Origin of the sequence: Polynucleobacter campilacus, from assembly GCF_002206625.1 — a bacterium.
Taxonomy (GTDB): Bacteria; Pseudomonadota; Gammaproteobacteria; order Burkholderiales; family Burkholderiaceae; genus Polynucleobacter; species Polynucleobacter campilacus.
Window position 1 is genome coordinate 647,788 of the sequence record NZ_NGUP01000003.1, and the last position, 12,232, is coordinate 660,019.

The 12,232-nt window shown below is 45.6% G+C and carries 26 protein-coding genes; all 26 read left to right on the forward strand.

The window, feature by feature from the left end; genetic code table 11:
- The first annotated feature begins 73 nt into the window (after positions 1–73).
- The 26 genes from rpsJ to rpsK all read left to right on the forward strand — a co-directional run bounded on the left by rpsJ (position 74) and on the right by rpsK (position 12,226).
- Positions 74–385 carry a 30S ribosomal protein S10 gene (gene rpsJ / locus CBI31_RS06735; protein ID WP_011901899.1) on the forward strand — a complete coding sequence of 104 codons (312 nt, stop codon included), beginning with the start codon at positions 74–76 and terminating at the stop codon, positions 383–385.
- A gap of 197 nt (positions 386–582) precedes the next feature.
- Positions 583–1,239 carry a 50S ribosomal protein L3 gene (gene rplC / locus CBI31_RS06740; protein ID WP_088525886.1) on the forward strand — a complete coding sequence of 219 codons (657 nt, stop codon included), beginning with the start codon at positions 583–585 and terminating at the stop codon, positions 1,237–1,239.
- A gap of 11 nt (positions 1,240–1,250) precedes the next feature.
- Positions 1,251–1,871, forward strand: a complete 621-nt coding sequence (rplD, locus tag CBI31_RS06745; protein ID WP_088525608.1) for a 50S ribosomal protein L4 — start codon at positions 1,251–1,253, stop codon at positions 1,869–1,871.
- On the forward strand, positions 1,868–2,182 hold the full coding sequence (gene rplW / locus CBI31_RS06750) for a 50S ribosomal protein L23 (RefSeq protein ID WP_068947693.1): 315 nt from the start codon (positions 1,868–1,870) through the stop codon (positions 2,180–2,182). Before rplD ends, rplW begins: the two co-directional genes overlap by 4 nt.
- Before the next feature lie 2 nt (positions 2,183–2,184).
- Complete coding sequence (rplB, locus tag CBI31_RS06755; RefSeq protein WP_088525609.1) at positions 2,185–3,015, forward strand: 50S ribosomal protein L2; 831 nt, start codon at positions 2,185–2,187, stop codon at positions 3,013–3,015.
- A 20-nt stretch (positions 3,016–3,035) separates the two neighbouring features.
- The gene (gene rpsS / locus CBI31_RS06760) at positions 3,036–3,314 is read left to right on the forward strand and encodes a 30S ribosomal protein S19 (protein ID WP_088525610.1); all 279 of its coding nucleotides are present in this window, start codon (positions 3,036–3,038) and stop codon (positions 3,312–3,314) included.
- A gap of 7 nt (positions 3,315–3,321) precedes the next feature.
- Positions 3,322–3,654 (forward strand): 50S ribosomal protein L22, encoded by a 333-nt coding sequence (rplV, locus tag CBI31_RS06765; RefSeq protein ID WP_206075473.1) that lies wholly within the window; start codon positions 3,322–3,324, stop codon positions 3,652–3,654.
- An 8-nt stretch (positions 3,655–3,662) separates the two neighbouring features.
- Positions 3,663–4,490 carry a 30S ribosomal protein S3 gene (gene rpsC, locus CBI31_RS06770; protein WP_088525612.1) on the forward strand — a complete coding sequence of 276 codons (828 nt, stop codon included), beginning with the start codon at positions 3,663–3,665 and terminating at the stop codon, positions 4,488–4,490.
- 2 nt (positions 4,491–4,492) lie between these two features.
- Positions 4,493–4,906 (forward strand): 50S ribosomal protein L16, encoded by a 414-nt coding sequence (gene rplP / locus CBI31_RS06775; protein WP_071464443.1) that lies wholly within the window; start codon positions 4,493–4,495, stop codon positions 4,904–4,906.
- Between the two features lie 14 nt (positions 4,907–4,920).
- Positions 4,921–5,115: a 50S ribosomal protein L29 gene (gene rpmC, locus CBI31_RS06780; protein WP_088525613.1), complete on the forward strand. Its 195-nt coding sequence runs from the start codon at positions 4,921–4,923 to the stop codon at positions 5,113–5,115.
- A gap of 12 nt (positions 5,116–5,127) precedes the next feature.
- Positions 5,128–5,397, forward strand: a complete 270-nt coding sequence (gene rpsQ / locus CBI31_RS06785; RefSeq protein WP_011901909.1) for a 30S ribosomal protein S17 — start codon at positions 5,128–5,130, stop codon at positions 5,395–5,397.
- Between the two features lie 173 nt (positions 5,398–5,570).
- Positions 5,571–5,939 carry a 50S ribosomal protein L14 gene (rplN, locus tag CBI31_RS06790; protein ID WP_011901910.1) on the forward strand — a complete coding sequence of 123 codons (369 nt, stop codon included), beginning with the start codon at positions 5,571–5,573 and terminating at the stop codon, positions 5,937–5,939.
- Positions 5,940–5,948: 9 nt separating this feature from the next.
- On the forward strand, positions 5,949–6,257 hold the full coding sequence (gene rplX / locus CBI31_RS06795) for a 50S ribosomal protein L24 (protein ID WP_088525614.1): 309 nt from the start codon (positions 5,949–5,951) through the stop codon (positions 6,255–6,257).
- Between the two features lie 16 nt (positions 6,258–6,273).
- On the forward strand, positions 6,274–6,816 hold the full coding sequence (gene rplE, locus CBI31_RS06800) for a 50S ribosomal protein L5 (RefSeq protein WP_088525615.1): 543 nt from the start codon (positions 6,274–6,276) through the stop codon (positions 6,814–6,816).
- Between the two features lie 9 nt (positions 6,817–6,825).
- Entirely contained in the window at positions 6,826–7,131 is a 306-nt protein-coding gene (gene rpsN / locus CBI31_RS06805) for a 30S ribosomal protein S14 (RefSeq protein ID WP_011901913.1), read from the forward strand.
- A gap of 24 nt (positions 7,132–7,155) precedes the next feature.
- A complete protein-coding gene (gene rpsH / locus CBI31_RS06810; protein WP_011901914.1) occupies positions 7,156–7,551 on the forward strand; it encodes a 30S ribosomal protein S8 in 396 nt (131 codons plus the stop codon).
- Between the two features lie 10 nt (positions 7,552–7,561).
- Positions 7,562–8,095, forward strand: coding sequence for a 50S ribosomal protein L6 (gene rplF / locus CBI31_RS06815; RefSeq protein ID WP_088525616.1), 534 nt, complete (start codon positions 7,562–7,564; stop codon positions 8,093–8,095).
- Between the two features lie 13 nt (positions 8,096–8,108).
- Positions 8,109–8,462, forward strand: a complete 354-nt coding sequence (gene rplR / locus CBI31_RS06820) for a 50S ribosomal protein L18 (protein ID WP_088525617.1) — start codon at positions 8,109–8,111, stop codon at positions 8,460–8,462.
- 18 nt (positions 8,463–8,480) lie between these two features.
- Entirely contained in the window at positions 8,481–8,999 is a 519-nt protein-coding gene (gene rpsE, locus CBI31_RS06825) for a 30S ribosomal protein S5 (protein ID WP_068947703.1), read from the forward strand.
- Between the two features lie 24 nt (positions 9,000–9,023).
- Entirely contained in the window at positions 9,024–9,212 is a 189-nt protein-coding gene (gene rpmD / locus CBI31_RS06830) for a 50S ribosomal protein L30 (protein ID WP_088525618.1), read from the forward strand.
- 27 nt (positions 9,213–9,239) lie between these two features.
- Positions 9,240–9,680: a 50S ribosomal protein L15 gene (gene rplO / locus CBI31_RS06835; protein ID WP_088525619.1), complete on the forward strand. Its 441-nt coding sequence runs from the start codon at positions 9,240–9,242 to the stop codon at positions 9,678–9,680.
- Between the two features lie 18 nt (positions 9,681–9,698).
- Complete coding sequence (secY, locus tag CBI31_RS06840; protein ID WP_088525620.1) at positions 9,699–11,036, forward strand: preprotein translocase subunit SecY; 1,338 nt, start codon at positions 9,699–9,701, stop codon at positions 11,034–11,036.
- Between the two features lie 4 nt (positions 11,037–11,040).
- Positions 11,041–11,259 (forward strand): translation initiation factor IF-1, encoded by a 219-nt coding sequence (gene infA, locus CBI31_RS06845; RefSeq protein ID WP_088525621.1) that lies wholly within the window; start codon positions 11,041–11,043, stop codon positions 11,257–11,259.
- Between the two features lie 34 nt (positions 11,260–11,293).
- Positions 11,294–11,410 (forward strand): 50S ribosomal protein L36, encoded by a 117-nt coding sequence (gene rpmJ / locus CBI31_RS06850; protein WP_012357167.1) that lies wholly within the window; start codon positions 11,294–11,296, stop codon positions 11,408–11,410.
- A gap of 24 nt (positions 11,411–11,434) precedes the next feature.
- Positions 11,435–11,800 carry a 30S ribosomal protein S13 gene (gene rpsM / locus CBI31_RS06855; RefSeq protein WP_088525622.1) on the forward strand — a complete coding sequence of 122 codons (366 nt, stop codon included), beginning with the start codon at positions 11,435–11,437 and terminating at the stop codon, positions 11,798–11,800.
- A gap of 18 nt (positions 11,801–11,818) precedes the next feature.
- Positions 11,819–12,226 carry a 30S ribosomal protein S11 gene (gene rpsK / locus CBI31_RS06860; RefSeq protein ID WP_088525623.1) on the forward strand — a complete coding sequence of 136 codons (408 nt, stop codon included), beginning with the start codon at positions 11,819–11,821 and terminating at the stop codon, positions 12,224–12,226.
- The last annotated feature ends 6 nt before the right edge of the window (positions 12,227–12,232 follow it).

Below are 12,232 nucleotides of genomic sequence, written 5' to 3' on the forward strand. Positions count from 1 at the left end.
GTCAGTGCTGCTGATGTCACCGTGCTCTTTAGATGTATAACGTGGCAGCACCACACCGCTCTTTGGAATTAATATGCAAAACCAAAAAATTCGTATTCGCCTTAAAGCATTTGATTACCGTTTAATCGACCAGTCTGCTGCTGAAATCGTTGATACAGCTAAGCGTACTGGTGCAGTTGTTAAGGGTCCAGTACCTTTGCCAACCCGTATTGAGCGTTTTGATATCTTGCGTTCACCACACGTGAATAAGACATCCCGCGACCAATTAGAGATTCGCACCCATCTTCGTTTGATGGATATCGTTGATCCTACAGAGAAAACGGTTGATGCTTTGATGAAATTAGACCTTCCAGCAGGCGTGGACGTCGAAATTAAGCTGCAGTAATGTATTTTTTCCGGTCTTAGCTATTGCCAAGGCTGGACTTTCGGGATAGAATCTAAGGCTTCGCTGGATTATTTGGGCGAATTTTCAGGTTTTATCAGCATTAAAAACGTTGTAAGTTATTGATTTAGAAGTACTTTTACTTGTAAATCACTTAAATTAATTTTGCCGACCAATCGAAGTCGGCGTGGAGCATGAATATGAGCTTAGGCTTAATCGGCCGCAAGGTCGGCATGACCCGTCTATTTACGGACGAAGGGGATTCAATTCCTGTGACCGTAATCGACGTGAGCGATAACAGAATCGCTCAAATCAAGACCCAGGCAACTGATGGCTATGACGCTATCCAGTTGGCACATGGCACACGTAGAGCTACTCGCGTTACCAAATCAATGGCTGGTCACTTTGCTAAAGCAGGTGTGATGGCTGGTAACGGGCTTAACGAGTTCCAATTAGACGCAGCAAAAATCGCTGAAATGACACCAGGACAAGTCATTACTGCTGAAGCTGCTTTTACAACAGGCCAAAAAGTAGATGTGCAAGGCGTATCTATCGGTAAAGGTTACGCAGGCACTATCAAGCGTTATCACTTTGCTTCTGGTCGTGCTTCTCACGGTAACTCTCGTTCACACAACGTACCAGGTTCTATCGGTATGGCACAAGATCCAGGTCGTGTTTTTCCAGGTAAGCGCATGACTGGCCACCTTGGTGACGTTACCAAAACAGTTCAAAATTTAGTCATCGCACGCATTGATGCAGAACGTAATCTCATCATGGTTAAAGGCGCCATTCCAGGTGCCCCAGGCGGTAAGGTCATTGTTACTCCAGCGGTGAAAACACCGTTGAAGAAGAAATAAGGAGAGCGAATATGGAACTTAAGCTTCTCCAAGACAACGGTACTTTAGGTGCGGGCGTACAAGCTTCACCAGAAGTATTCGAGCGTGAATATAACGAAGCATTGGTACACCAAGTTGTAGTGGCTTACCAAGCAAATGCACGTAGCGGTAACCGTGCACAAAAAGACCGTGAGCAAGTTAAGCACACAACTAAGAAACCTTGGCGTCAAAAAGGTACTGGTCGTGCACGTGCTGGTATGAGCTCTTCCCCGCTGTGGCGTGGAGGCGGCCGTATATTCCCAAATTCTCCAGAAGAGAATTTCAGCCAAAAAGTAAACAAGAAAATGTACCGCGCTGGTATGAGATCTATTTTGTCTCAGTTAGCACGCGAAGGTCGTTTGAATGTTGTTGATCAATTTAATCTTGATGCTCCTAAGACCAAAGCATTAGCTGACAAAGTTAAAGCAATGGGCTTAGATTCAGTCTTGATCATCGTTGATCAGGTTAGCGAGAATTTGTACTTGGCATCACGCAACTTGCATAAGGTTGCCATCTGTGAGCCGCAGCATGCTGATCCATTAGCTTTGGTTCAATACAAAAAAGTATTGGTAAGCAAAGCTGCGATCGCAAAAATTGAGGAGTTGCTGAAATGAGCCAAGTCCGTAAAAACGATCACAACCTAATGAAGGTTCTGCTTGGTCCTGTTATCTCTGAAAAAGCGACTATGGTTGCAGAGAAAAACGAACAAGTAGTTTTCCAAGTAGCTCGCGATGCAAACAAGAGCGATGTAAAACAAGCAGTTGAATTGCTCTTCAAAGTGCAAGTTGACTCAGTTCAAATCGTGAATCAAAAGGGTAAGCCTAAGCGCTATGGCCGTTTTGAAGGTCGTCGTGACCACACTAAGAAGGCCTATGTGAATTTGAAGCCAGGTCAAGAAATTAACTTTGAAGCGGAGGCGAATTAATCATGCCTTTGATGAAGACAAAACCGACCTCACCAGGTCGCCGCTCAATGGTCAAGGTGGTCAATCCTGACCTGCATAAAGGTAAGCCTTTTGCAGCGTTGGTAGAGCCACAATTCCAAAAAGCAGGTCGTAACAATAATGGTCATATCACTACCCGTCATAAAGGTGGTGGTCATAAGCATCACTATCGTGTTGTGGATTTCAAGCGCAACGACAAAGATGGTATTCCAGCAAAAGTTGAGCGCTTAGAATACGATCCAAACCGCAGTGCCAATATTGCATTGATCGTGTTTGCCGATGGCGAGCGTCGTTATATTCCGGCTGCTAAAGGTATGACTGTTGGCCAAGCAATCATGAATGGTTCTGAAGCCCCAATCAAATCTGGTAATAACTTGCCGATACGCAATATTCCAGTGGGTAGCACTATTCACTGCGTAGAAATATTGCCAGGTAAAGGTGCTCAAGTAGCACGTTCTGCCGGCGGTTCTGCAGTACTACTGGCTCGCGAGGGTGTATACGCTCAAGTGCGTTTGCGCTCTGGTGAAGTTCGCCGCGTTTTAATTGAGTGCCGCGCCACTATTGGTGAAGTTGGCAACGAAGAGCACAGCTTACGTGTTATTGGTAAAGCTGGTGCAAATCGCTGGCGTGGTATTCGCCCAACTGTTCGCGGTGTGGCAATGAACCCAGTAGATCACCCACACGGTGGTGGTGAAGGTAAGACAGGCGAAGGCCGTGTACCTGTATCTCCATGGGGCACTCCAACCAAAGGTTATCGTACACGTCGTAATAAGCGTACAACATCGATGATCGTTCAACGCCGTCAAAAGCGCTAAGCGATTAAGGAAAAATAGATATGACACGTTCAGCTAAAAAAGGCCCATTTTGCGAAGCCAGCTTAGTAAATAAAGTTGAAGTCGCACAAGCCAACAAAGACAAAAAGCCGATCAAAACTTGGTCACGCCGTTCAACGATTCTTCCAGACTTTATCGGTCTGACAATCGCTGTTCACAACGGTCGTCAACACGTTCCGGTTTATGTATCAGAAAACATGGTGGGTCATAAGTTAGGCGAATTTGCCTTGACCCGTACTTTCAAAGGTCACGCTGCTGACAAGAAAGTTGTGAAGAAGTAAGGGGATGATGATGGAAGTTAAAGCTATTCACAAGAGCGCCCGCATTTCAGCGCAAAAGACACGTTTGGTCGCTGACCAAATTCGTGGTTTGCCGATTGCTCGCGCATTAAACATTTTGAATTTCAGCCCTAAAAAAGCTGCCTTCATTGTGAAAAAAGTAGTTGAATCAGCGATTGCAAATGCTGAACACAATAAAGGCGCAGACATTGATGAGCTCAAGGTATCAACAATCATTGTTGATAAAGGAACATCCTTGAAACGTTTCACAGCACGCGCTAAGGGTCGTGGCAATCAAATTGAAAAACAAACTTGTCACATTAGCGTGACCTTGAGTAACTAAGGAAAGATATGGGCCAAAAGATAAACCCCACCGGATTCCGACTCGCGGTAACGAAGAATTGGACATCACGTTGGTATGCAAACAATACTGACTTCGCAAAGATGCTGAAAGAGGACGTAGATGTCCGCATCTATCTGAAGAAAAAGCTAAAGAATGCATCCGTTAGCAAAGTCATCATTGAGCGTCCTGCAAAGAACGCGCGCATTACTATTTACAGCTCACGTCCAGGTGTAGTTATTGGTAAAAAAGGCGAGGACATTGAAGTTCTCCGTCGTGAACTCCAAAAGCGTATGGGCGTTCCAGTACATGTAAATATCGAAGAAATCCGTAAGCCAGAAGTTGACGCACAATTGATCGCTGACTCTATTACTCAGCAGTTAGAAAAGCGCATTATGTTCCGCCGCGCAATGAAGCGTGCAATGCAAAGTGCTATGCGTCTTGGTGCGCAAGGGATCAAGATCATGTCGTCTGGTCGCTTGAATGGTGCTGAGATTGCTCGTCGCGAATGGTATCGTGAAGGCCGTGTTCCACTTCATACATTGAAGGCTGATATTGATTACGCAACATCAGAAGCTGAAACAACGTACGGCATCATTGGTGTAAAAGTTTGGGTTTATAAAGGCGACACATTGGGTCGTGGTGCTGATGCTCCAGCAGCTGCTCCATCTATTGAGCCTGCTGCCGAAGAAAAGAAAACTCGTCGTGCTCCAAGCAAAACAGCTGCTCGTAAACCAGCTGCCGGAACCGATAAGCCATTAGTTGCTGCTAAGCCAGCAATCAAGCGTGTGCGTAAGGTTGAAGCACCTGCCGCAGATACGCAGAAGTCAGGAGAGTAAGCATGCTACAACCAAAGCGTCGCAAGTATCGTAAGGAACAAAAAGGCCGTAACACTGGCGTGGCAACACGTGGTAGTTCTGTAGCCTTTGGTGACTTTGGATTGAAGGCCGTTGGCCGCGGTCGTTTAACTGCTCGTCAAATCGAGTCAGCACGTCGCGCAATGACCCGTCATATTAAACGTGGTGGCCGTATCTGGATTCGTATTTTCCCAGATAAGCCAATTTCACAAAAACCTGCTGAAGTACGTATGGGTAACGGTAAAGGTAACCCAGAGTACTACGTAGCTGAAATTCAACCAGGCAAAGTGCTTTACGAGATGGATGGTGTGGATGAGACTTTGGCGCGCGAAGCTTTCAAGCTTGCTGCCGCTAAATTACCTTTGCAAACCACTTTCGTGATTCGCCACTTAGGTTGATCGGGATAGAGATTATGAAAAATAAAGAATTAGCAGCTAAAGATCTGACTGGCTTGAATGCAGAATTGACAGAGCTCTTAAAGACTAACTTTAAGCTCCGTATGCAAAAAGGCACTCAGCAACTCACTAATACCAGCCAATTGGGTAAGACTAAGCGCGACATCGCTCGCGTGAAGACTTTTATTACCCAAAAGACTGCACAGAAATAAGGAAAAAGGGATATGACAGAATTATCTAAACCCTTGCGCCGCACCCTCGTGGGCCGTGTTGTTAGCGACAAAATGCAAAAAACTGTGACGGTATTGGTTGAGCGTCAAGTTAAGCATCCGGTGATTGGTAAATACGTTGGCCAGTCCAAAAAGTACCATGCTCATGACGAAGCTGGCACATACAAGATGGGTGATACCGTTGAAATTGCTGAATCTAAGCCAATTTCACGTACAAAATCTTGGGTTGTGACCCGTTTAGTAGAGGCTTCAAAGGGTATTTAAGGGATTTTGGTGGAAATTCTCCCCAAATCCCTGTTTTACGTAGTAGAATAGAAGGCTTCTCTGGTTTTATTGGAGAAGCAGTGTTTTTCATTAATTCCGGGTTTTAACTTTCGTTAAAGCCCCTAGACGGAACCAAGACTGTTTGCCTTTGGCTAATAAGTTGGGGATTAGAAATGATACAAACCGAAAGTAGATTGCAGGTCGCCGATAACACAGGCGCCAGTGAAGTTTTGTGCATCAAGGTATTGGGCGGCTCTAAGCGTCGTTACGCCAGTATCGGTGATGTCATCAAAGTCAGCGTTAAGTCAGCTGCTCCACGTGGCCGTGTAAAAAAAGGCGATATTTATAACGCTGTAGTGGTGAGAACAGCTAAGGGTGTTCGCCGTCCAGACGGTTCATTGATTAAGTTCGATGCAAACGCTGCGGTATTGCTCAACGCTAAATTAGAGCCAATTGGCACACGTATCTTTGGACCAGTTACACGCGAATTGCGTACTGAAAAGTTCATGAAGATCGTTTCTCTCGCCCCCGAAGTGATTTAAGAGGCTGATATGAAAAAGATTCGTAAAGGTGATTCTGTAGTTTTATTGACTGGCCGCGATAAAGGCAAGCAAGGAACTGTAACGGACGTTCTCGAAAACAAATTAGTGATCGAAGGCGTGAATATTTATAAAAAGAGCGTTAAGCCAAACCCAGCAGCTGGTGTAACCGGCGGCATGATTGACAAGACGATGCCTGTTCACATTTCTAATGTGGCTTTGGTTGACGGTAACGGCAAACCATCACGTGTTGGTATCAAACTCGTTGATGGTAAAAAACAGCGTTTCCTCAAAACCACTGGCGCAACCTTAAGCGCATAAGGGGCACGGAGAAATTATGAGCACACGTTTTCAAGAACACTATCAACAAAAAGTTGTTGCTGATTTGATTACCAAGTTTGGTTACAAGTCTGCAATGGAAGTTCCGCGCATTACCAAAGTAACCCTGAATATGGGCTTGGGCGATGCAGTGAACGACAAGAAAATTATCGAAAATGCAGTTGGCGATTTAACTAAGGTTGCAGGCCAAAAGCCGGTAGTAACTAAAGCTAAAAAAGCGATTGCAGGTTTCAAAATTCGTCAAGGCTACCCAATCGGTGCCATGGTGACATTGCGTGGTCAACGCATGTACGAATTCTTGGATCGTTTTGTTACTGTTGCATTGCCACGCGTACGTGACTTCCGCGGCATCTCCGGTAAAGCATTTGATGGCCGTGGTAACTACAACATCGGCGTTAAAGAACAGATCATTTTCCCTGAAATCGAATACGACAAGATTGATGCCCTGCGTGGTCTCAATATCAGTATTACGACGACTGCTAAAACCGACGAAGAAGCAAAAGCTTTGTTGGCAGCATTCAAATTCCCTTTCCGCAATTAAGAGGCTAACGTGGCAAAACTATCCCTGATTGAGCGCGAGAATAAGCGCGCAAAAACTGTAGAGAAGTACGCTGTAAAGCGTGCTGAACTCAAAGCGATCATTGCTGATCAATCCCGCAGCGATGAAGAGCGCTATGAAGCTCGCTTGAAGCTACAGGCACTTCCACGTAACGCAAGCCCGATTCGTCAAAGAAATCGTTGTTCATTAACCGGTCGCCCACGTGGCACATTCCGTAAGTTCGGTTTGGCCCGTAGCAAGATTCGCGAAATCGCCTTCCGTGGCGAAATCCCCGGTTTAACCAAGGCCAGCTGGTAAGCGGCGAAAGAATTAGGAGAACTCATGAGTATCAGCGATCCAATCGCCGACATGTTGACCCGGATCCGCAATGCGCAAGCAGTGCAGAAGCCCGTAGTCTTGATGCCGTCGTCAAAAGTTAAAGTAGCCATCGCAAAAGTATTGCAAGACGAAGGCTATATCGAAAGTTTCGAAATCAAAGGTGAAGCAGCTAAGCCAGTGCTCCACATTGATCTCAAATACTATGCAGGCCGTCCTGTTATTGAGCGTATTGACCGTGTATCTACACCAAGTCTACGTATCTATAAAGGTCGCCATGACATTCCAGAAGTAATGAATGGCTTGGGCATTGCAATTATTTCAACCCCTCAAGGCGTAATGACAGACCGTAAAGCACGTGCAACAGGCGTGGGCGGCGAAGTTATTTGCTACGTAGCTTAAGGAGAGAAATATGTCCCGCGTAGGTAAATCACCAATTACAGTTCCTAAGGGAGCTGAGATCAGCATCAACGGTGCAAACATTACTGTTAAAGGCCCATTGGGCACCTTGACACATAACCTGCACCCTTCTGTTGGTTTAAAGCAAGCAGATGGCGTATTGACAGTGGTTGTCAATAACGACTCACCAGAGGCTGGCGCGCAGTCAGGCACAGCACGTGCTTTAGTTAACAACATGGTTGTTGGCGTAACTGCTGGCTTTGAGCGCAAGCTCAGCTTGGTAGGCGTTGGTTACCGTGCTGCTGCACAAGGCGAAACATTGAAGTTGCAGTTAGGTTTCTCACACGACATTATTTATAACCTACCAAAGGGTGTAAAAGCTGAGACTCCAACGCAAACCGAAATCATTATTAAAGGCTTCAACAAGCAGCAAGTTGGCCAGGTCGCAGCTGAAGTTCGTGCTTACCGTTCACCAGAGCCATACAAAGGCAAGGGTGTTCGATACGTCGACGAAGTTGTGCATCTAAAAGAAACTAAGAAGAAGTAAGCGAGATTAGAAAATGAATAAAGACGAATCCAGACAAAGACGTGCTCGGCAGACTCGTATTCGCATTGCCGAAGCATTGGCAAATCGCTTAACAGTTATCCGTAGCAATTCACATATTTCTGCGCAGGTTTATAGCCCATGTGGAACCAAAGTTGTAGCAGCTGCTTCAACAATGGAAAAAGATTTGCGCCAAGCAATCAAAAATGGCGGCAACGCTGAAGCTGCAAAACAAGTTGGCAAGTTAGTTGCTGAGCGTGCTGTTAAAGCAGGCATTGTTGATGTTGCTTTTGATCGTTCCGGTCATCGTTATCACGGCCGTATTAAGGCCTTAGCTGAAGCTGCGCGTGAAGCCGGCCTGAAGTTCTAATAGGGTTTAGGAAAAAACATGGCAAAAATGCAAACTAAGATGCAAAACGAAGAGCGTGATGATGGTCTTCGCGAGAAGATGATCGCTGTTAATCGTGTTACTAAAGTGGTTAAGGGCGGTCGTATTCTCGGCTTCGCTGCACTCACTGTAGTTGGCGATGGCGATGGCCGCATCGGCATGGGTAAAGGCAAATCAAAAGAAGTTCCAGTTGCCGTTCAAAAGGCAATGGATGAAGCTCGTCGCAAGATGATCAAAGTTTCCTTGCGTAAAGGTACTTTGCAACACACTGTTACTGGTCAACATGGCGCATCACGCGTTTTGATTTCTCCAGCTAAAGACGGTACTGGAATTATTGCCGGCGGTCCAATGCGCGCGATTTTCGACGTAATGGGCGTAACCAACGTTGTTGCTAAGTCACTCGGTTCTACAAACCCATACAACTTAGTTCGCGCAACGATTGATGGTTTAAGCAAGATGAGTACTCCTGCTGAGATTGCTGCTAAGCGCGGTAAGTCAGTTGAAGAGATTCTCGGCTAAGACTAAAAGATTAGGAATCTACAAATGACAAAATCTAACTCTAAAGTCAAACTGCAGCTAGTACGCAGCTTGATCGGTACACGCGAAAGCCATCGTGCAACTGTCCGTGGCTTAGGCCTTGGTCGCATCAATTCTGTTTCTGAATTGGAAGACACACCAGCTGTACGCGGCATGATTAATAAAGTTTCTTATCTAGTTAAAGTCCTTGGTTAATAACTAGCAAGTAAATAGGCGAATAATATGCAACTTAATACACTCAAACCCGCAGAGGGCTCCAAGAAAAATCGTCGTCGCGTTGGTCGCGGCATTGGTTCTGGTCTTGGTAAAACTGCTGGCCGTGGTCACAAAGGTCAAAAATCCCGTTCCGGTGGTTTCCACAAGGTTGGATTTGAAGGCGGGCAAATGCCGATGTATCGTCGTTTGCCAAAACGCGGCTTCGTATCTTTGACACGTCGTCACGTTGGTCAAATTACTTTGAATGACTTGGCAAAAATCAATTTGCCAGAAGTAGACTTGTTAGTTTTGAAGGCACATGGTTTTGCTGGTGAACAAATCAACTCAGTTAAGGTTGTTAAAACTGGCGAACTCAAGATTGCTGTAACCCTCAAAGGTATTACAGCTACTGCCGGTGCAAAAGCAGCTATCGAAGCGGCTGGCGGCAAATTGCTTGAAGTAGCTTAATAGGTCTTTTTACTTAATATGGCATTAGCACCTACCACTAACCTAGGCACTGCAGCGGCAGGAGGCAAGTTTGGCGAATTACGTCAACGCTTGATTTTCTTGGTGTTGGCTTTGCTCGTGTTCCGTTTGGGTGCCCATATTCCAGTTCCAGGTATCGATCCCGACCAATTGGCTCAATTATTTTCAGATCAAAAAGACGGTATCTTGGGGATGTTCAACTTGTTCTCAGGCGGCGCTTTATCGCGCTTCACTGTGTTTGCCTTGGGAATCATGCCTTACATCTCTGCATCGATCATCATGCAGTTAATGACCATTGTTCTCCCATCTTTAGAAGCTCTGAAAAAAGAGGGCCAAGCAGGTCAGCGCAAGATTACTCAATACACCCGTTATGGCACCGTGCTATTGGCAACTTTCCAGGCCTTGGGAATCTCAGTTGCTTTGCAAGCTCAGCCTGGCTTGGTATTAAATCCAGGCTTGATGTTTGAACTCAATACTGTTGTGACCTTAGTCACTGGTACGATGTTCTTGATGTGGCTTGGTGAGCAAATTACTGAGCGCGGTCTTGGTAATGGCATTTCTATCATTATTTTTGGCGGCATTGTTTCTGGATTGCCAAGCGCATTAGCTAGCTTGTTAGAGTTAGTTCGTACTGGTTCGATGAATATTATTTCTGCATTGCTCATCGTTGTGATTTGCGTGGCAGTGACCTATTTTGTAGTGTTTGTAGAGCGCGGTCAGCGCCGTATCTTAGTGAACTACGCTAAGCGTCAAGTAGGCAACAAGGTTTATGGCGGTCAATCTTCCTACTTCCCATTGAAGTTAAATATGGCAGGCGTTATTCCTCCTATTTTTGCTTCTTCAATTATTTTGTTCCCTGCAACGATTGCTGGCTGGTTTACATCAGGCGAGCCAACTAATATGTTTAGCAGAATTATTAAAGACTTGGCTGCTACTTTGGCCCCAGGTCAACCCGTGTACACCATTCTGTATGCGGCAGCGATTATTTTCTTCTGCTTTTTCTATACCGCTTTGGTATTTAACAGCCGTGATACTTCTGAGAACCTCAAGAAGAGTGGTGCGTTTGTTCCCGGTATTCGTCCAGGCGACCAAACCGCACGCTATATCGATAAGATCTTGGTGCGTTTGACATTGGCCGGTGCAATTTATATGGTTTTGGTTTGCTTGTTGCCAGAATTTTTAGTGTTGAAGTACAACGTGCCGTTTTATTTCGGTGGTACTTCCTTGTTGATTATTGTTGTTGTTGCGATGGATTTCATGGCTCAAGTTCAGTCATTCGTGATGCAGCAGCAGTATGGCTCTTTGATGAAAAAAGCCAACTTTAATATGGGCGCCTAACTGAATGTCTAAAGACGATGCAATTCAGATGGCGGGTGAGATTGTTGAGAATTTGCCGAACGCAATGTTTCGCGTGAAGCTTGAAAACGGACATGTAGTTCTAGGGCACATTTCTGGAAAGATGCGGATGCATTACATCCGTATTTTGCCGGGAGATAAGGTAACAGTGGAGATGACTCCTTACGACCTGACACGCGCCAGAATTATATTCCGGGCGAAGTAAAGATTTAGTAGTACCTATTTTTAAGAGGTGAGTTATGAAAGTTTTAGCATCCGTTAAGTGTATTTGCAGAAATTGCAAGATCATTAAGCGCAAACGTGTTGTGCGTGTGATCTGTTCTTCAGACGCACGTCATAAGCAGCGTCAAGGCTGATCTAGTTAATTAAGAGGAAATCTCATGGCACGTATCGCTGGGGTAAACATCCCAAATCATCAACACACTGTCATTGGTTTGACAGCAATTTTTGGCATTGGCACAACTCGTGCTCGCAAAATTTGCCAAACCACAGGTGTGGCTATTGATAAAAAAATCAAAGATCTTACTGACGCCGACTTGGAAAAGTTGCGTGATGAAGTAGGTAAGTTCATCACCGAGGGTGATCTTCGTCGCGAAGTAACTATGAGCATCAAGCGTTTGATGGACTTAGGTTGCTACCGTGGCGTACGTCATCGTAAGGGCCTGCCTGTACGTGGACAGCGTACTAAGACCAATGCGCGTACCCGTAAGGGCCCACGCAAGTCTGGCGTGCAACTGAAGAAATAATCAAGAAAGTTTATTGACATGGCAAAACAACAATCCGCTTCTGCTGCTTCACAGCGCACTCGCAAGAAGGTTAAAAAGAACGTTGCTGACGGTATCGCGCACGTTCACGCTTCTTTTAATAACACCATTATTACGATCACTGATCGTCAAGGAAATGCGCTTTCATGGGCAACCTCTGGCGGCCAGGGCTTCAAGGGTTCCCGTAAATCAACACCTTTTGCTGCTCAGGTAGCCGCAGAAGTTGCTGGTAAGGCAGCTGTTGAATGCGGTATTAAGAACCTGGAAGTTCAGATCAAGGGTCCAGGCCCTGGTCGTGAATCAGCAGTTCGTGCATTGAACTCTTTGGGAATCAAGATCACTGAGATTCAAGACGTTACTCCAGTCCCACACAATGGTTGCCGTCCTCCAAAGCGTCGTCGTATTTAAGCTGTG